The sequence below is a fragment of the Leifsonia sp. Root227 genome, from assembly GCF_001428745.1.
GTDB lineage: Bacteria > Actinomycetota > Actinomycetes > Actinomycetales > Microbacteriaceae > Leifsonia.
Window position 1 is genome coordinate 898,299 of sequence record NZ_LMIO01000002.1, and the last position, 16,641, is coordinate 914,939.

General features: G+C 67.8%; 18 protein-coding genes. 8 read left to right on the top strand and 10 right to left on the bottom strand.

Features of this window, described 5'->3' with window-relative positions; translation table 11 throughout:
* Nucleotides 1-22: 22 nt before the first annotated feature.
* From ASE16_RS09240 to ASE16_RS09250, 3 genes are read right to left on the bottom strand one after another with little or no spacing between them, the layout of a single operon-like run.
* On the bottom strand, nt 23-2,071 hold the full coding sequence (locus tag ASE16_RS09240) for a cell wall-binding repeat-containing protein (protein ID WP_055893937.1): 2,049 nt from the start codon (nt 2,069-2,071) through the stop codon (nt 23-25).
* 54 nt (nt 2,072-2,125) lie between these two features.
* Nucleotides 2,126-3,217, bottom strand: coding sequence for a glycosyltransferase family 4 protein (locus tag ASE16_RS09245; RefSeq protein WP_055893939.1), 1,092 nt, complete (start codon nt 3,215-3,217; stop codon nt 2,126-2,128).
* Nucleotides 3,214-4,128, bottom strand: a complete 915-nt coding sequence (locus tag ASE16_RS09250; RefSeq protein WP_055893942.1) for an alpha/beta fold hydrolase — start codon at nt 4,126-4,128, stop codon at nt 3,214-3,216. Before ASE16_RS09250 ends, ASE16_RS09245 begins: the two co-directional genes overlap by 4 nt.
* Nucleotides 4,129-4,261: 133 nt before the next feature.
* Here ASE16_RS09250 and treS point away from each other — a divergent pair, with 133 nt between their 5' ends.
* From treS to ASE16_RS09265, 3 genes are all read left to right on the top strand, one after another.
* Nucleotides 4,262-5,971, top strand: coding sequence for a maltose alpha-D-glucosyltransferase (treS, locus tag ASE16_RS09255; protein WP_055893944.1), 1,710 nt, complete (start codon nt 4,262-4,264; stop codon nt 5,969-5,971).
* A gap of 90 nt (nt 5,972-6,061) precedes the next feature.
* Nucleotides 6,062-6,748 carry a 3'-5' exonuclease gene (locus ASE16_RS09260; protein WP_055893946.1) on the top strand — a complete coding sequence of 229 codons (687 nt, stop codon included), beginning with the start codon at nt 6,062-6,064 and terminating at the stop codon, nt 6,746-6,748.
* 66 nt (nt 6,749-6,814) lie between these two features.
* The gene (locus ASE16_RS09265) at nt 6,815-7,135 is read left to right on the top strand and encodes a DUF4190 domain-containing protein (protein WP_055893948.1); all 321 of its coding nucleotides are present in this window, start codon (nt 6,815-6,817) and stop codon (nt 7,133-7,135) included.
* An 80-nt stretch (nt 7,136-7,215) separates the two neighbouring features.
* On the opposite strand, the gene ASE16_RS09270 is transcribed toward ASE16_RS09265, so the two are convergent.
* The 3 genes from ASE16_RS09270 to glgA all read right to left on the bottom strand — a co-directional run bounded on the left by ASE16_RS09270 (nt 7,216) and on the right by glgA (nt 9,577).
* Nucleotides 7,216-7,467 carry a type B 50S ribosomal protein L31 gene (locus ASE16_RS09270; protein WP_055893950.1) on the bottom strand — a complete coding sequence of 84 codons (252 nt, stop codon included), beginning with the start codon at nt 7,465-7,467 and terminating at the stop codon, nt 7,216-7,218.
* 105 nt (nt 7,468-7,572) lie between these two features.
* Nucleotides 7,573-8,370, bottom strand: coding sequence for an ABC transporter ATP-binding protein (locus tag ASE16_RS09275; RefSeq protein WP_055893952.1), 798 nt, complete (start codon nt 8,368-8,370; stop codon nt 7,573-7,575).
* 22 nt (nt 8,371-8,392) lie between these two features.
* Nucleotides 8,393-9,577, bottom strand: coding sequence for a glycogen synthase (gene glgA, locus ASE16_RS09280; protein ID WP_055893955.1), 1,185 nt, complete (start codon nt 9,575-9,577; stop codon nt 8,393-8,395).
* Between the two features lie 46 nt (nt 9,578-9,623).
* On the opposite strand from glgA, the gene glgC reads away from it, so the two are divergent.
* Both glgC and serB read left to right on the top strand, forming a co-directional pair.
* The gene (gene glgC / locus ASE16_RS09285) at nt 9,624-10,865 is read left to right on the top strand and encodes a glucose-1-phosphate adenylyltransferase (protein ID WP_055893958.1); all 1,242 of its coding nucleotides are present in this window, start codon (nt 9,624-9,626) and stop codon (nt 10,863-10,865) included.
* Nucleotides 10,862-11,551 carry a phosphoserine phosphatase SerB gene (gene serB, locus ASE16_RS09290; RefSeq protein ID WP_055893960.1) on the top strand — a complete coding sequence of 230 codons (690 nt, stop codon included), beginning with the start codon at nt 10,862-10,864 and terminating at the stop codon, nt 11,549-11,551. The genes glgC and serB overlap by 4 nt, the downstream gene beginning before the upstream one ends.
* An 11-nt stretch (nt 11,552-11,562) precedes the next feature.
* Here serB and fabG read toward each other — a convergent pair whose 3' ends face one another.
* Entirely contained in the window at nt 11,563-12,273 is a 711-nt protein-coding gene (gene fabG / locus ASE16_RS09295; protein ID WP_055893962.1) for a 3-oxoacyl-ACP reductase FabG, read from the bottom strand.
* A 60-nt stretch (nt 12,274-12,333) separates the two neighbouring features.
* Between fabG and ASE16_RS09300 the strand changes: the two genes are divergently transcribed.
* Genes ASE16_RS09300 through ASE16_RS09310 form a run of 3 tightly spaced genes read left to right on the top strand, consistent with a single transcriptional unit; the run spans nt 12,334 to nt 13,759 of the window.
* The gene (locus ASE16_RS09300) at nt 12,334-12,645 is read left to right on the top strand and encodes a DUF3099 domain-containing protein (protein ID WP_082581325.1); all 312 of its coding nucleotides are present in this window, start codon (nt 12,334-12,336) and stop codon (nt 12,643-12,645) included.
* A complete protein-coding gene (locus tag ASE16_RS09305) occupies nt 12,642-12,863 on the top strand; it encodes a hypothetical protein (RefSeq protein WP_055893966.1) in 222 nt (73 codons plus the stop codon). Before ASE16_RS09300 ends, ASE16_RS09305 begins: the two co-directional genes overlap by 4 nt.
* A complete protein-coding gene (locus tag ASE16_RS09310) occupies nt 12,860-13,759 on the top strand; it encodes an SURF1 family protein (protein WP_055893969.1) in 900 nt (299 codons plus the stop codon). Before ASE16_RS09305 ends, ASE16_RS09310 begins: the two co-directional genes overlap by 4 nt.
* 43 nt (nt 13,760-13,802) lie before the next feature.
* On the opposite strand, the gene ASE16_RS09315 is transcribed toward ASE16_RS09310, so the two are convergent.
* From ASE16_RS09315 to sufC, 3 genes are all read right to left on the bottom strand, one after another.
* On the bottom strand, nt 13,803-15,401 hold the full coding sequence (locus ASE16_RS09315) for an ABC-F family ATP-binding cassette domain-containing protein (RefSeq protein WP_055893972.1): 1,599 nt from the start codon (nt 15,399-15,401) through the stop codon (nt 13,803-13,805).
* Between the two features lie 103 nt (nt 15,402-15,504).
* Nucleotides 15,505-15,834, bottom strand: coding sequence for a metal-sulfur cluster assembly factor (locus ASE16_RS09320; RefSeq protein WP_055893974.1), 330 nt, complete (start codon nt 15,832-15,834; stop codon nt 15,505-15,507).
* A gap of 9 nt (nt 15,835-15,843) precedes the next feature.
* Complete coding sequence (gene sufC / locus ASE16_RS09325; protein WP_055893976.1) at nt 15,844-16,638, bottom strand: Fe-S cluster assembly ATPase SufC; 795 nt, start codon at nt 16,636-16,638, stop codon at nt 15,844-15,846.
* Nucleotides 16,639-16,641: the final 3 nt, after the last annotated feature.

Here is a 16,641-nt window from a genome sequence, read left to right on the forward strand (position 1 = left end):
TGTTCTCAGTCAGACGCGCGGACTACAGCCCATCGCACGGCGTGAGGAATTCGACCCCGGCGTTCAACACGGTCGGACCGCCGACCAGGGTGACGGTCCGGACACCGAGTCGTCCCATATCGGCCAGCACGCCGCTCGGCACGCAGCTCCCCGGCGCGAGGTACAGCGGCGACGACGTCTTTCCCGCCCAGCTGCTCGCCGCGAGCGCATCGGCATAGCCGAATCCGGTGGCGATGACAGCGGTGGATGCGGTGGGATACGTGCTCACATTGACCGCTTCCGCGGTGGCGTACCGATCCTGTCCGGCGAGGCGGTCGACCGTGTAGCCGCTCTTGGTCAGAGACAACTCCACGCCTGACGACATGACAGCCGACCCTCCGACCAACTCGACCTTCTTCGTGCCGAGGGATTTCAGCAGCGCCGCCGTGGCGGAGTCGACGGAGCTCGCCGCCCCATCGACGAGGAGCACCGGCGCGCCCTTCGATCCGGCTGCCCCACCCGCCGAGAGTGCGTCGGGGAAGTTCGCGCCGGAGGCGAGGTAGACCGTGTTCGCCGTGGAGAACGCGCCCTTCGCCACCGAGCGCGACGTGGCGAACCTGTCGTCTCCCGCTGCCCGGTTCACCGTCGCCGACGGCGCGGCCGTTCGCAGCTGGCTGAGAACGTGATCCGACACGGAGGCCGGGCCTCCGGCGACCACGATCGTCGTCGGCTTGAGGCGGGAGACCTCAGCGGCGACATCCGCTGTGAGGCCGGTCGGCGGCGTGAGCAGGAGCGGTCCGCCTCGCTTCGTGGCGGCGGGACCGGCGGCGAGGGCATCCGGGTAGTTCAGCCCGGACGCCACGTAGACCACCGGGGCCGTGCCGGGGAACGCCTTCTTCGAGACGGCAACAGACGTCGCGAAGCGGTCGCTGCCCGCCACCCGGTCGGTGGTGAGCTTCCGGAGGACGGAGATCAGGGTGTCCCCGGAGCGTGCACCCGAGACATAGGCCGTGCCCGTGGCCGGGTTCACCGCGACGTCGGCCGGGGTCGTGACGGGCAGACCGGCGACGACCTCCTTCGAGGCGGTGTCGATCGCGAACACCTCGTTGATCGTCCCGCCCTCGAACGGCTGGGAGACGGCGGCGTAGAGCGTGCCTGCGGTCGGATCGACCTCGAGCGATTCCGCCTGCGCGGGAAGCTCGATGGTCGACGATACGGCGGATGCGCCGCGCGGCACGAGAGCCAGCTCGTACGTGGTCGCCGACGGCGCCGTGCGGCGAGAGACGTACACGGTGCCCGTCGCAGGGTCGACCGTCGCCACGTCCGCGACTCCGGTCAGCGGAACCGTCTTCGTCAGCGCGTTCGTCGCCGTGCTGAACGCGTACAGCGTGGAGGCGGTCGGCGACATCGTCACGGCGTACACGATGCCCGCTGCCGCATCGACAGTGACAGCGGACGGGCCCTGCGTCGTCGACGGCAGCGGCACGGCCGTCGGTGTCACGCCTGTGCCGCCGACGGCGGAGGCGATCTGCGCCGCCGTCAGCACCAGGATGGACGGCGTCGGCGTCCCGCCGACGGATCGTGTACCGACGAGGTAAACCGAGCCCGTCGCTGTGTCGACGGCCATCCCACTGTTGCCGCTGCTGCCCACGAGGTTCACGCTGCCGAGCGGGATGGTCGCCACCTGGGTCTTCGACGTCGTCGAGAACACGGCCAGTGAAGCCGTGCCGGCGGTGGTGTCCGCAATCGTGACGTACACAAGGCCGCGCCCTGCGTCGATGTCGACGCCGTTCGGGATGTGCGGAAGCGGAAGCGTCTTGCTCACCGAGCCAGCGGCGAGGTCGAGCACCGTCAGGCTACTGGCGGTGCTGCTCGACACCAGGGCGAACATCGTGTTCGTCGCCGGGTCGATGGCCATCGTCGGGACTGTCGCCCACGGATCGGTGCCCGGCGCAGCTGGCAGCGTGTTGACGATCCGATACATCGACTGGGCGGCGTGGGCCGGCATCGCCCCGAGCATTGTCCCTGCGATCGCGGTCGCCGCCGCGATTCCGACGGACGCGGCCGTCCTGATCCACCGTTTACCCAGCATCGAATTCTCCCCCCACTCGAAAAGTGCACCTGTGCACGCCTCGCGATTATGACATCAATCCAGCTTCCGTTTCGCCCTCGCCGCGGCAGCGGTCAGCACCGTGAGAAGATGTTCAGCCGACGCATCCCAGGTGAACCGGGCCGCCTCGCGCTTCGACGCCTCCGAGCGCGCCGCCCACACGCCGTCCTCCTCCAGGTGCCGGATGCGCGCGGCCGCCTCCTCTGCGGAGTTCGGCGCGAAGAACAGGGCGGCCTCTCCCCCGATCTCGCGGAAGATCGGGATGTCGCTGACCACCACGGGCGTGCCGAGCGTCATCGACTCCACCAGGGGGATGCCGAAGCCTTCGTCGTGCGACGCCGTCACCAGGGCCGTGGCCGCGGCGATCGTCTCCGCGTACTCCTCGTCGCTCGCCCCGTTGTGGAACACGATCCGCGCATCCGGCGCAACGGCCGTCAGGCGCTCCCGCTCTGCGTCGGACACCCTGCTCATCAGGTGCAGTTCGTAGTCGGGAAGCAGGGCGGCGGCGCGCGCCAGCGTCTCGACGTTCTTGTACGGCATGAACGAGCCCATGTAGACGAGCGACTTCGACTCCGGGCTCGTCCTGCCCATCCGTACCGGATCGAGCTCCGGCATGTCTGCCGCGTTCGGCACGACGTGCACCGGACGGCGGGTGAGCCTGTGCTCGGCGATGAGCTGCTTGGTGGTCTGCGACACGGTCACCACCGCATCCGACCGGTTGAGCAGCATCCGCTGCGGCCACCAGGCCAGGTGGTAGAGCCGCCACAGCAACCGGATGGGGGCAGGCAGGTCGCGCGGTGGGGTGCGATTGCGGTAGTAGATGAGGTCGTGCACGGTGAGCACGAGCCGGTACCGGCGACCCCAGCCGCCCATGGTCTGCATCGGTGTGAACACCACGTCCGGCTTGAGCCTGTTGACCTGCCTGGCCACCCACGGCTCGCCGGCGCTGGTCGGCGAGCCGATCAGCTCCCACGGCAGATGCGGCAGCATCTCGAGCTGACGGTGGTCGCTGATGAGCATGGTGACGGCGTGGCGTTTCGCCAGCGCGGCGACGAGGCCCGCCGTGTACCGGCTGATCCCGTCGTGGCGGCCGATCCTGGTGTAGCGGCAGTCGAAGACGATCCTCATGCCAGGAAGTCCTCGATCGCTCGCGCCGCTTCGGTCGGCGTCTCGTAGTGGATCAGGTGGCCGACGTCCGGGATCACGACGAGGCGCGCATCAGGGAACAGGGTCTGCAGGCGGTACTGCGCCGACAGCGGCGTGATGTCGTCCTTCTGAGCAGCCACCAGCAAGGTGCGCTCCTGGATGCGCGCCGCGTACTCGCTGACGTCGTGCGACACGGAGGCGCGGAAGGCGTCGAGCACCACCTCGCGGTCGCTGAACGCGCTGAAGTAGCGGTCGTGCTGGTCGTGGATCCAGCGCCGGAGCGCCTTGTCCTTGGTCTTCGCCATCGTCACGCTCATCACGCGCACGATCGCACGGTTGCGCAGCAGACCGAAGCCGAGCGTTCGCGGAAGCGCTGCAGCCAGCCAGTAGTAGAAGATCGCAAGCCGCGTCATGATGCCGCGCGGTCCCTCCAGCGCCGGCTGCCCGATCGGGTTCACCAGCACCACGTCGTTCGGGTGCAGCGCATCCGGAGCCGTCGCATCGGCCAGAGCCGCCGAGACCACGATCGACCCGAAGGAGTGACCGAGCAGCACGAACCTGCCGTCGATGCCGAGCTCGCGCACGAACGCCCTGAGCCAGCGCGCGTAGCCGTCGATGTCGTGCTTCGCCTCCGTCAATGGAGTGGATGCGCCGAAGCCGGGAAGATCGGGCGAGATCATCCTCACCCCGCCGAGCTGTGCGACGACAGGCTCGAGGCCGTGATGGTCGCCGCGGAACCCGTGCACGAGCACGAGCGTCGTCTGCGCGGCGGGGTCGCCGTAGTCCCAGTAGCGGGTGGTGCCACCGAGGACGGGCACGTCTGCTGTGCGCACCGGGAGACGGCCGAGCGCGTCGGCGTACGGTGAAGCTGCGTATGGCGAGGAAGCGGTCATCGCAGACCAGTCTAGGCAGCGCGGATCACCGCATCCGGCAATGTGCTGCCAGGACTGGACAGAGCACCAGCGCGTGCACCTAGACTCGACTGGTTGTAATCGCTTGCATCGGCTTCGCGCCGGAAGGAGAACCGTGAGTTTCACTGCGCCCATCACGCTGCCCGGGCTCACCCTGGATCCGCAGTGGTATCGCCGGTCCGTCTTCTACGAAGTGATGGTGCGATCGTTCGTCGACAGCAACGGCGACGGCTCCGGCGACCTCGCCGGGCTCACCTCCAAGCTCGACTACCTGCAGTGGCTCGGGATCGACGCGCTCTGGCTCCCTCCGTTCTTCCAGTCCCCGTTGCGCGACGGCGGATACGACGTGTCCGACTTCCGCGCGATCCTGCCGGAGTTCGGCACGATCGACGAGTTCCGCGACCTCGTGACCAAGGCGCACGAGCGCAACATGCGCATCATCATCGACCTGCCGATGAACCACACGTCCGACCAGCACGAGTGGTTCCAGCAGTCCCGCTCCGACCCGGAGGGGCCGTACGGCGACTTCTACGTCTGGAACGACACCGACGAAAAGTGGCCGGACATCCGCATCATCTTCGTCGACACGGAGGACTCCAACTGGGCCTTCGACGAGGCGCGCCGCCAGTACTACTTCCACCGCTTCTTCTCGCACCAGCCCGACCTCAACTTCGAGAACCCGGCCGTGCACGATGCGATGTTCGAGATCGTGCGGTTCTGGCTCGACCTCGGCGTCGACGGCTTCCGGCTGGATGCGATCCCATACCTCTACGAGTCCGACGAGGGCAACGGTGAGGGCGAGCCGAAGACGCACGAGTTCATCAAGAAGCTCCGCGAGATGGTCGACCGCGAGTACCCCGGCCGCATGATGGTCGCCGAGGCGAACCAGTGGCCGCGCGAGGTCGCCGCATTCTTCGGCACGGAGGACGAGCCGGAGTGCCACATGGCCTTCGACTTCCCCGTCATGCCGCGCATCTTCTACGCGCTGCGCTCACAGCAGTCCGCCGAGCTCGTGCGAGTGCTGTCCGAGACCCTGGACGTTCCTGACGGCTCCGCCTGGGGCGTGTTCCTGCGCAACCACGACGAGCTCACGCTCGAGATGGTGAGCGAGGAGTACCGTCAGGCGATGTACGGCTGGTACGCATACGACCCACGGATGCGCGCCAACATCGGCATCCGCCGCCGCCTCGCGCCGCTGCTCGACAACTCACGTGCGGAGCTCGAACTCGCGCACGCGCTCCTGTTCTCCCTACCGGGCAGCCCGTTCCTCTACTACGGCGACGAGATCGGGATGGGCGACAACATCTGGCTCCCCGACCGCGACAGCTCGCGTACGCCCATGCAGTGGACGCCCGACCGCAACGCCGGGTTCTCCACCGCCGACCCCGGCAAGCTGTTCCTGCCCGTGGTCCAGTCCCTGGTCTACCACTACAACCAGGTCAACGTGGAGGCGCAGCTCGCCCAGTCGCGCTCGCTGCTGCACTGGATCCGCAACGTCATCCACGTGCGCAAGGCGCATCCGGTGTTCGGCCTCGGCACGATCCGTGTGCTGCAGACCAACCACGAGTCGGTGCTCGCGTTCGTGCGCTCCTACGAGGGCAGCGGCACGCACTTCGGCGACCAGCCGGAAGACGTGCTGTGCGTGTTCTCGTTCGCGCACAACCCGGTCTCCGTCTCGCTGGAGGCGCCTGAGTTCGCCGGCGCGACCCTCTACGACCTGTTCGGCGGTGCGGAGTTCCCGACCGTCGCCGAGGACGGCCGCTTCACGCTGACCCTGGGGACGCAGAACTTCTACTGGCTGCACATCGAGCCTCGGCACAACTGACGCGCTCGCCCGGCTGGGAGCCGGCCGGGCGCATCCGTGGTTCGCCGTGTCGGTCCCCGGGCTGACAGTGGTCGCTCATACGCTGATTCCATGAGTGAGTGGCATCAGGAATTGGGCGTCTTCGATCTGGAGACCACCGGCATCGACGTGGAGTCGGCGCGCATCGTCACGGCGCATGTCGGCCTTCTCGACCAGACCGGCACGATCGTGCAGCGACAGGACTGGCTCGTCGACCCCGGCGTCGAGATTCCCGCCGGGGCCACAGCGGTGCACGGCATCACCACCGAACACGCGCGCAGCAACGGGATGCACGCCTCAGCAGCCACCGCGCAGATCGTGGAGGCGCTTCGAGACCTGTTCAGCCGCGGCATCCCGGTCGTGGCATACAACGCGCCGTACGACTTCACGCTGCTCGACCGCGAAGCGCGTCGCCACAGCGTCGCCCCGCTCGTCTCCCCCGGCCCCATCGTCGACCCTCTCGTCATCGACAAGGCCGTGGACAAGTACCGCAGAGGCAAGCGCACGCTCGAGGTCACGGCGACCTACTACGGCGTCGACCTCACGGACGCGCACGATGCGGGCGCGGACGCCATCGCGGCCGGCCGGGTGGCGCAGGCGCTCGCCAGGGTGCACACCGAAGCCCTCGCCTTCGAGGCGGCGGAGCTGCACAGGATGCAGGTGGACTGGTGCCGCGAGCAGGCCGCCGACTTCCAGGAGTACATGCGCCGCGTGCGCGACCCGCACTTCACGACGTCCGGCGACTGGCCGCTGCGCTGAGATCCATGCATAAGTGTGTATTTCTGTCGGTTGGCTTAGAATCTGCTGACCGGTAACATAACGGGTATGAGCGATTCAGACCTCAACCCACAGCCCCTTCCGCCCCAGCAGCAGCCGCAGTACCAGCAGCCGTACCAGGGCGCCCCTGCAGCTCGCGGCTACAACACCATGGCCATTGTGGCCTTCATCCTGGCGTTCTTCGTGAACATCGTCGGCATCATCCTGGGCTTCGTCGCCCTCTCCCAGATCAAGAAGACCGGCGAGCAGGGCCGCGGCCTCGCCATCGCCGCCGTCATCATCGGCTTCGCCGAGATCGTGATCGGCATCATCTTCACGATCGCGATCGTCGCGATCATCGCCGCGAACCCGTCCACGTACACGTACTGATCCGCGTTGGCGCCGCCCGGATGCGGCGCCAACGACGAAGGCCCCGACCAGAACGGTCGGGGCCTTTATCGTTGGCAGTCTTACTTGCCGAAGTTCTTGTAACGCGAGTTGAACTTCTCGACGCGACCGGCCGAGTCCATGATGCGCTGCTTGCCCGTGTAGAACGGGTGCGACTCCGAGGAGATCTCAACGTCGATCACCGGGTAGACGGTGCCGTCTTCCCACTCGATCGTCTTCTCGCTCGTCACGGTCGAGCGCGTGAGGAACGTCGCACCCGAGGCCAGGTCGCGGAAAACCACCGGAGCGTAGTCGGGGTGGATGTCAGTCTTCATCAGGACTTCCTTGTTGCGTAGTGATTTGTCGGTCGTGCCCGTGCGTGGAAGCACAGGGCGGAAAGTATGTCGGCTGGTGGGCCAGCTATCGAGTTTAGCAGATGTTCAGTCCGCGGTGCCGCGACGCGCCCGGACGGCGTAGCGACCGTCCTGCTCGGTGAGGTCGACATCCACACCGAACGTCTCGCTGAGGCGCTCCGCGGTGATGACCTCGTCGAGGGTGCCCTGGGCGGCGACAGCGCCGTTCGCGAGCAGCAGGGCCCTGTTGAAGCCGAGGGGGATCTCCTCGACGTGATGCGTCACCATGACGATGGCGGGCGAGTCGGCGTCGCTGGCGTATCCGCCGAGCAGCTGCAACAGCTCCTCACGGCCGCCGAGGTCGAGGCTCGCCGCCGGCTCGTCGAGCAGCAGGATCTCCGGGTCCGTCATCACCGAGCGGGCGATCTGGACGCGCTTCTGCTCGCCGTCGCTCAGGCTGCCGAAGGAGCGCTCGGCCAGGTGGTCGAGGTTCCACTCGCCGAGCACGCGGCGGGCGCGACGCTCGTCGATCTCCTCGTACTCCTCGTTCCACCGGCCCGTGACCGCGTACGCCGCCGTCATCACGACGTCGAGCACTGTCTCGTTGCGCGGGATGCGCCTGGCGAGGGCGCTCGACGCAAAGCCGAGCCGCGGGCGCAGCTCGGACAGGTCGCTGTGGCCGATGGGCTCGCCGAGCACTTCCGCCTCACCGGAGGTGGGGTGCAGCGCAGCGGCGGCGATCTGCAGGAGCGTGGTCTTGCCTGCGCCGTTCGGTCCGAGGACCACCCAGCGTTCGTCTGGCTCCACCGTCCAGTTCACCGAGTCGAGAACCGTATTCCCGTCGCGGACAACGGACACATCGTGAAGCTGGAGAACGCTGGACATACCCTCTAGCCTAGCGGCGGCGTCAGGCTGTGACGGACCGGTACAGCTCCCGAGTCTGCTCCGCGATCGACTCCCAGCTGAACGCCGTCTCCGCCCGCAACCGGCCGGCGCTGCCCATCAGCGCAGCACGCTCCCCGTCGCCGACCACCTCGGTCAGCGCGGCGGCCAGGTCGGCGACGAACGCATCCGGATCGGTCGGCGTTCCTGTGCCGTCCGTCGCCTGGGCGATGGGCACGAGCCTGCCGGTGACGCCGTCCACGATCACCTCGGGGATGCCTCCTGTCGCCGTGCCGACGACGGGCAGCCCGCAGGCCATCGCCTCCAGGTTCACGATCCCGAGCGGCTCGTAGATGGACGGGCAGACGAAGACAGTGGATGCGGTCAGCGCCACCCGCAGCTCCTCCTGTGACAGCAGCCTGTCGATCCACACCACGCCGTCGCGCTCCTCCTGGAGCTGCTCGACGCCACGCGTCACCTCCGCCATGATCTCCGGCGTGTCCGGAGCCCCTGCGCAGAGGATGACCTGGACCTCTTGCGGCAGGAGCCTGGCAGCGCGCAGCAGGTACGGCAGACCCTTCTGCCTGGTGATCCTGCCGACGAAGATCACGGCAGGTCGGTCGGGGTCGATGCCGAGCGCCCGCGCGCGCTCCTGGTCGTCGAGCGGGCGCCAGCGCTCCAGGTCGATGCCGTTGTAGATCACGGTCACCTTCTCCGGGTCGAGGGCGGGGTACGCGGCGAGGATGTCGCGACGCATCCCCTCGCTCACCGCGATGACGCGGTCCGCGCCCTCGAACGCCGTCTTCTCCGCCCAGCTCGACACGCGGTATCCGCCGCCGAGCTGCTCGGCCTTCCACGGGCGCAGCGGCTCCAGGCTGTGCGCGGTGACGACGTGCGGGATGCCGTGCAGCAGTTTCGCGACGTGGCCGGCGCCGTTCGCGTACCAGGTGTGCGAGTGCACCAGGTCGGCTCCCCCGCAGTCCTGCGCCATCTGCAGGTCGACCCCGAGTGTACTGATCGCGGCATTCGCTCCAGCGAGTTCATGCGGCACGCGGTATGCGTGCACGTCCGCCTCGTCGCGCGGCTCGCCGAAACAGCGCACCTGCACCTCGGTGTCCGCGCGCAGCGCGCGCACCAGCTCGGTCACGTGGACACCGGCTCCGCCATAGATGTCCGGCGGGTATTCCCGGGTCAGAAGATCAACGCGCATGTCGTGAACGCTAGTACAGGTCGCATGTTGCCTCTACTGTGGTGGCATGGCAGGCAAGAAGATCTTCGGCATTGTTCTCGCGGGTGGCGAAGGGAAGCGGTTGATGCCGTTGACGGCCGACCGCGCGAAGCCGGCCGTTCCGTTCGGCGGACAGTACCGCCTCATCGACTTCGCGCTCTCGAACCTCATCAATTCGCAGTTGCGCCAGATCGTCGTGCTGACGCAGTACAAGTCGCACAGCCTCGACCGTCACGTCTCGCAGACCTGGCGCCTCGACGGCATGCTCAACTCGTACATCGCGTCCGTGCCTGCGCAACAGCGCCTGGGCAAGCGCTGGTTCAGTGGATCGGCCGACGCCATCCTGCAGAGCCTCAACCTGCTGCGCGACGAGAAGCCCGACATCGTGGTCGTCGTCGGAGCAGACCACGTATACCGGATGGACTTCGGCCAGATGATCGAGGCCCACATCGCCTCCGGCGCACCGGCGACCGTGGCGGCGATCCGGCAGCCGATCGGTCTCGCCGACCAGTTCGGCGTGATCGAGGTCGACCCGGAACGGGCAGACCGCATCAGCGCGTTCAGAGAAAAGCCGAGTGACCCGATCGGGCTGCCTGACTCGCCGGACGAGGTGCTCGCATCCATGGGCAACTACGTCTTCGACGCCGACGCCCTGATCGACGCCGTCGTGCGCGACGGCGACCGCCCTGACTCCAACCACGACATGGGCGGCGACATCATTCCGGACTTCGTGTCGCGCGACGAGGCCGCTGTTTACGACTTCAACCGCAACGACGTGCCGGGCTCGACCGACCGCGACCGGTACTACTGGCGGGATGTGGGAACGATCGACTCGTTCTTCGAAGCCCACCAGGACCTCATCTCCGCCCTTCCGGTGTTCAACCTGTACAACCGCGAGTGGCCGATCTTCAGCCAGGTGCTGAACTCTCCCCCGGCGAAGATCGTCCGTGACGGCCGCGGAGCGCTCGGCACGACCATCGACTCGATCGTGTCGCTCGGCTCCGTGATCTCCGGCGCACACCTGGAGCGCAGCGTCCTCGGACCGTGGGCGAAGGTGGACTCCGGCGCCAAGGTGGTCGACTCCGTCGTGTTCGAGCGCGCGGTGATCGGCGCCAACGCGTTCGTCGGCCGCGCGATCCTGGACAAGGACGTGGTGGTCGCGGAGGGCGCATCCATCGGCGTCGACCCGGAGCGCGACCGCGCACGAGGCTTCACCGTCACCGACTCCGGTCTCACCGTGGTCGGCAAGGGAGTGCACGTCGTTCCATGACCGGCAGTGACCACCGAACAGCATCCCGTTCCACCGCACCACGCAGCGCCCCGCGCTTCCTTGTCGTCCTCGACGCCGACTCGACCCTCATCCACGACGAGGTGATCGAGCTGCTGGCAGAGGAGGCAGGCGCTCGCCAGGAGGTTGCGGAGGTCACCGAGCGCGCGATGCGCGGAGAGCTCGACTTCGAGCAGAGCCTGCGCGAGCGGGTGAAGACCCTCGCCGGACTCCCCTCGTCCGTGTTCTCACGCGTCGGAGAGCGCATCACGGTCACCGATGGCGTGCCAGAGCTGATCGCGGGCGTACACGCCGCGGGCGGCGTCGTCGGCGTCGTCTCCGGCGGCTTCCACGAAACCCTCGACCCGCTCGGCGAACGCCTCGGCCTCGACCACTGGCGCGCCAACCGGCTCGAGGTCGTCGACGGCGTCCTCACCGGAGCCGTGACAGGCGGGGTCGTGGATGCGGAGGCCAAGGCCGCCGCACTCCGCGCCTGGGCGGATCAGGCGGACATCCCGCTGGCCCGGACGGTCGCGATCGGCGACGGCGCGAACGACCTGCGGATGATGGCGGTCGCCGGCCTGGCGATCGCGTTCAACGCGAAGCCGAAGGTGCGCGCCGAAGCCGACGTGGTGATCGACCGCCAGGACCTCTCCCAGGTGCTTCCCCTGCTGGGGCTGCGCGGCTGACCGCGGCGGGCTCAGTGCCCCATGCCGAGGCCGCCGTCGACGGGGATGACGGCGCCGGAGATGTAGCCGGCGTCATCGCCGGCGACCCACGCCACGACCTTCGCGACCTCGTTCGCCGTTGCGAAGCGCGCAGCGGGGATGTTGCGCTTGTACTCGGCCTGCTGGGTCTCCGGCAGGGCGGCCGTCATGTCGGTCTCGATGAAGCCGGGAGACACCACGTTCGCAGTGATCCCTCGCGCTCCGAGCTCGCGGGTGATCGAGCGTGCCATGCCGACCAGCCCGGCCTTGGAGGCTGCGTAGTTGACCTGGCCGGCGCTGCCGTAGAGGCCGACAACGCTGGAGATGAACACGATGCGGCCGAACCTGGCCTTGAGCATCCCCTTGGATGCGCGCTTCACGACACGGAACGAGCCGCCGAGGTTCGTGTCGACCACCGTGTCGAAGTCCTCGTCCGTCATGCGCATCAGGAGGGTGTCGCGGGTGATCCCCGCGTTGGCGACGACCACCTCGACAGGGCCGAGCTTCTCCTCGATCTCCGTGAACGCCGCGTCCACCGCCGCGGCGTCTGTGACGTCGGCGCGCACGGTGAGCGCACCGTCAGGGCCCTCGCCCGAGCGCGCCGTGACGGCGACCCTGTGGCCCTGGGCCAGGAACTCCTCCGCGATGGCGTAGCCGATTCCGCGGTTTCCTCCTGTGACGAGCACGGTGCGCTGGGTAGTCATGCATTTTCCTCTCAATAGAAACGATCACCAGTTTATGGACGTAGTCTTGGACCAACGCACATGAAGCAGCCACACCAGTCGATCACGAATCTTCCGCTCTCACCCGACGAAGAGCGACGACACCGGATGATCAAGTATTCGGTCGCCATGGGAATCCGTGTGCTCTGCATCTTCGCGATCCTGTTCGTGCCGGGCTGGTGGGCGATCATCCCCCTCATCGGCGCCATCTTCCTCCCGTACTTCGCCGTCGTCGTCGCTAACGTCTCCACCGACCCTCGTCGAGCGGAAGTTCAGCGTCCGGGGAATATCCTTCCCATGACCCCTCCGCCACCGGCGGGACCCCGCGACGACACGAAGGACACGGACGAGTGATCGGCTTCGGTGAACCGGAACCACTGACCTGCTCGCGAGCGAACTGTCGCGAGCAGGCGTCCTGGCGCATCGAGTGGCGCAACCCGAAGATCCACACGGAGGACCGCGTGAAAGTCTGGCTCGCCTGCGACGAGCACGTCGACTTCCTGAGAGAGTTCTTGGGCGCCCGCGACTTCCCGCTGAGCGTACATCCCGTGTCCGAGAGGACGACGGCGTGAGCGGCAGCGGCGCCGGCAGGGACACCGCCACAGAGGCGGGCAGGGACAACGGCAGCTGGCGCTTCGCGTTCTCCCGGCGCTGGCTCGGCTACCTGGCGTTCGCCGTCGCCTTCGCGATCGCCTGCGGCTGCCTGTCCGCGTGGCAGCTCGCCCGCAGCAAAGAGGCCGCGGCCGCGAACGCGCTCATCTCGGACAACTTCTACTCGAAGCCCGTCCCGCTCACCGACGAGCTCTCCGACCTCACCGCGTACCAGCCCGGCCAGGAATGGACGCGCGTTCAGGTCACCGGCACCTACGAGAAGGACCAGGAACTCCTGGTGCGCAACCGGCCGTTCAACGGCAGCCCAGGCTTCGAAGTGCTCACCCCGCTGCGCACGGCGGACGGCGCGCTGTTCATCGTCGACCGCGGGTGGGTGCCGACGGGCAACACCACGGATGCGCCAGACCACGTTCCCGCCGCACCGTCCGGAACGGTCACCGTCGTCGCGCGCCTCAAAGCCAGCGAGCCGTCCATTCCGGGCCGCACGGCGATCGGCCGTCAGGTCGGCACCATCCAGCTCTCCGTTGTGAAGTCGAAGCTCGACACGGACGACGTGTACACCGGCGCGTACGGCCTGCTCGACTCGCAGAAGCCGTCTCCGGCCTCCACGCCGACGCCCACCGTGACCGACCCTCCCACCCAGGATGAGGGCCTCCACTGGTCGTACATGATCCAGTGGATCATCTTCGCCCTGATCGGGTTCTTCGGCCTCGGCTACGCGCTGCTCACGGAGTACCGCAAGCGCAACGAGCACACCCCCGAAGAGCAGGCCAAGGCCGCGGAGCGGCAGCGGAAGCGCGCGCTGAAGCGCACGGACTCCGACGTGGAGGACGAGCTGATCGACGCCGCGCGCTGAGCGCGGGAGAACCCGCACTCAGCACGCAGAGCGCACGCGGCCGCTAGGCCAGCGAGATCAGTTCCAGGTAGTCCTTGTTCCAGTGGTCCTCGACGCCGTCGGGCAGGATGAGGACGCGCTCCGGGTTCAGAGCCTCGACTGCGCCCTCGTCGTGGCTGACCAGGACGACGGCACCCTCGTAGTGCGCCAGCGCATCCAGGATCTCCTCGCGGCTCGCGGGGTCCAGGTTGTTGGTCGGCTCGTCGAGCAGCAGCACGTTGGCGCCGGAGACCACGATCATCGCCAGGGCGAGACGCGTCTTCTCGCCGCCGGAGAGGACCCCGGCAGGCTTGTGCGAGTCGTCGCCGGTGAACAGGAACGAGCCGAGCACGCGGCGCGCCTCGGTCTCTGCCAGGTTCGGTGACGCCGACATCATGTTCTGCAGCACGGAGCGCTCGACGTCGATCGTCTCGTGCTCCTGCGCGTAGTAGCCGATGCGGAGGCCGTGGCCGGGCTCCACCTGGCCGGTGTCCGGCTTGTCGACCCCGGCGAGCATCCGGAGCAGCGTGGTCTTGCCCGCACCGTTGAGGCCGAGCACGACCACCTTGGAGCCGCGGTCGATCGCGAGGTCGACGGCGGTGAAGATCTCCAGCGAGCCGTAGCTCTTGGACAGGTCGCTCGCCTGCAGCGGCGTGCGGCCGCAGGGCGCTGGGGTCGGGAAACGCAGCTTGGCGACGCGGTCGACGGCGCGCACGTCCTCGAGGCCGGCCAGCAGCTTCTCCGCGCGGGCCACCATCTGGTGGGCCGCGGCCGCCTTGCTCGCCTTCGCACCGAACTTGGCCGCCTGCAACTGCAGCACGCCCGCCTTCTTCTCGGCGTTGGCGCGCTCCTTCTTGCGGCGCTCCTCGTCGGCGGCGCGCTGGCGCTGGTAGTGCTTCCAGCCCATGTTGTAGATGTCGATGACCTGGCGGTTCGCATCCAGATAGAAGACGCGGTTGACGGTCTCCCCGACCAGCTCCACGTCGTGCGAGATCACGATGAAGCCGCCGGTGTAGTTCTTGAGGAACTCCCGCAGCCAGATCACCGAGTCGGCGTCGAGGTGGTTGGTGGGCTCGTCGAGGATCATCGTGCGCGCGTCGGAGAACAGGATGCGCGCGAGCTCGATGCGGCGGCGCTGACCACCGGAGAGGGTCTTCAGCGGCTGGTCGAGGATGCGATCGGGCAGGTTGAGGTTGCTCGCGATGGATGCGGCCTCCGCCTCGGCCGCGTAGCCGCCCAGCATGTGGAAGCGCTCCTCCAACGTGCCGTACTTCTTCATGGCGGCGGCGGAGACCTTCTCGTCCGTGCTCGCCATGTCGACGGTCGCCTGCTGCATGCCGAGGACGATCGAGCCGAGGCCACGAGCATCCAGGATGCGGGTGCGAGCCAGGTCTTCCAGGTTGCCGGAGCGCGGGTCCTGCGGCAGATAGCCGAGCTCCTCCGTGCGGTCCACCTTGCCGCCGTTGGGCAGCAGGTCGCCGGCCAGCACCTTGGTGAGGGTGGTCTTCCCTGCTCCGTTTCGGCCGACGAGACCGATCTTGTCGCCGGGCGCGACACGGAAGCTCACGTTCTCCATGAGCAACCGGGCTCCGACTCGGAGCTCGAGGTCTTGCACGGCAAGCACAGTCAATCCATTCGTTCGTAAAGTGTCGTGTTCACGCCAGTGGTCCCGGACCGCGCACGAGCCGGGGCTCGCGGCGGTCCGGGACCACTCGCACAGTGTGTGTCTAGATGGCGAAGCCGAGCGCGCGCATCATGTCGCGCCCGTCGTCGGTGATCCGCTCCGGACCCCACGGCGGCATCCACACCCAGTTGATGCGGAACGCCTCGACGATGCCGTCCAGGCTCTCAGCCGTCTGCTCTTCGAGCACATCGGTGAGTGGGCAGCCGGCGCTCGTCAGCGTCATCGAGATGATGAGGGCGTTGTTCTCGTCGTCCCAGGCCAGGTCGTAGATGAGGCCGAGGTCGACGACGTTGATCCCGAGTTCGGGGTCCATGACGTTCTTCAGCGCCTCTTCGACCTGGTCGAAGAGCGCGGGGCTCAGCGTGGCGGGCATACCGGAAGCCTACGCCTCTGTCAGCTCAGCGGCGTCGGCCTTGGCCGGCTCCGGAGCGTCCACGAAGCGGTCGTAGCCCTCTTCCTCGAGCCGGTCGGCCAGCTCTGGGCCGCCCTGCTCCGCCACGCGGCCGGCGACGAAGACGTGCACGAAGTCCGGCTTGATGTAGCGCAGGATGCGCGTGTAGTGCGTGATGAGGAGGATGCCGAGTCCGGTGTTCTCCTTGGCACGGTTGACGCCCTCGGAGACGACCTTCAGCGCATCGACGTCGAGGCCGGAGTCGGTCTCGTCGAGCACCGCGAACTTCGGCTTCAGGAGCTCGAGCTGGAGGATCTCGTTGCGCTTCTTCTCTCCACCGGAGAAGCCCTCGTTGACGTTGCGCTCTGCGAAGGACGAGTCCATGCGGAGCTTTCCCATCGACTCGCGGACATCCTTGACCCAGGAGCGGATCGAGGGCGCCTCGCCGTCGATGGCGGTCTTCGCGGTGCGCAGGAAGTTGGTGTTGGTCACCCCGGGGATCTCCACCGGGTACTGCATGGCGAGGAACAGGCCGGCGCGGGCGCGCTCGTCCACGGTCATCGCGAGGACGTCCTCGCCGTCGAGCGTGATGGTGCCACCGGTGACGGTGTACTTCGGGTGCCCGGCGATCGTGTACGCGAGGGTGGACTTGCCAGAGCCGTTCGGGCCCATGATCGCGTGGATCTCGCCCTCGCGGATGGTCAGGTCGACGCCGTTCAGGATGGGCTTGACGCCCTGCTCCGTCTCGACGGTGACGTGCAGGTCGCGGATCTCAAGGACTGACATGGA

What these genes read in the sequence shown, in the direction of transcription:
- serB (WP_055893960.1), top strand. Translation starts at nt 10,862, where the DNA reads ATGACCGGCAGTGACCACCGAACAGCATCCCGTTCCACCGCACCACGC.
- glgC (WP_055893958.1), top strand. Translation starts at nt 9,624, where the DNA reads ATGGCAGGCAAGAAGATCTTCGGCATTGTTCTCGCGGGTGGCGAAGGG.
- ASE16_RS09320 (WP_055893974.1), bottom strand. Translation starts at nt 15,834, where the DNA reads ATGCCCGCCACGCTGAGCCCCGCGCTCTTCGACCAGGTCGAAGAGGCG.
- sufC (WP_055893976.1), bottom strand. Translation starts at nt 16,638, where the DNA reads ATGTCAGTCCTTGAGATCCGCGACCTGCACGTCACCGTCGAGACGGAG.
- ASE16_RS09245 (WP_055893939.1), bottom strand. Translation starts at nt 3,217, where the DNA reads ATGAGGATCGTCTTCGACTGCCGCTACACCAGGATCGGCCGCCACGAC.
- ASE16_RS09270 (WP_055893950.1), bottom strand. Translation starts at nt 7,467, where the DNA reads ATGAAGACTGACATCCACCCCGACTACGCTCCGGTGGTTTTCCGCGAC.
- ASE16_RS09275 (WP_055893952.1), bottom strand. Translation starts at nt 8,370, where the DNA reads ATGTCCAGCGTTCTCCAGCTTCACGATGTGTCCGTTGTCCGCGACGGG.
- ASE16_RS09260 (WP_055893946.1), top strand. Translation starts at nt 6,062, where the DNA reads ATGAGTGAGTGGCATCAGGAATTGGGCGTCTTCGATCTGGAGACCACC.
- ASE16_RS09265 (WP_055893948.1), top strand. Translation starts at nt 6,815, where the DNA reads ATGAGCGATTCAGACCTCAACCCACAGCCCCTTCCGCCCCAGCAGCAG.
- ASE16_RS09250 (WP_055893942.1), bottom strand. Translation starts at nt 4,128, where the DNA reads ATGACCGCTTCCTCGCCATACGCAGCTTCACCGTACGCCGACGCGCTC.
- ASE16_RS09300 (WP_082581325.1), top strand. Translation starts at nt 12,334, where the DNA reads ATGAAGCAGCCACACCAGTCGATCACGAATCTTCCGCTCTCACCCGAC.
- glgA (WP_055893955.1), bottom strand. Translation starts at nt 9,577, where the DNA reads ATGCGCGTTGATCTTCTGACCCGGGAATACCCGCCGGACATCTATGGC.
- fabG (WP_055893962.1), bottom strand. Translation starts at nt 12,273, where the DNA reads ATGACTACCCAGCGCACCGTGCTCGTCACAGGAGGAAACCGCGGAATC.
- ASE16_RS09240 (WP_055893937.1), bottom strand. Translation starts at nt 2,071, where the DNA reads ATGCTGGGTAAACGGTGGATCAGGACGGCCGCGTCCGTCGGAATCGCG.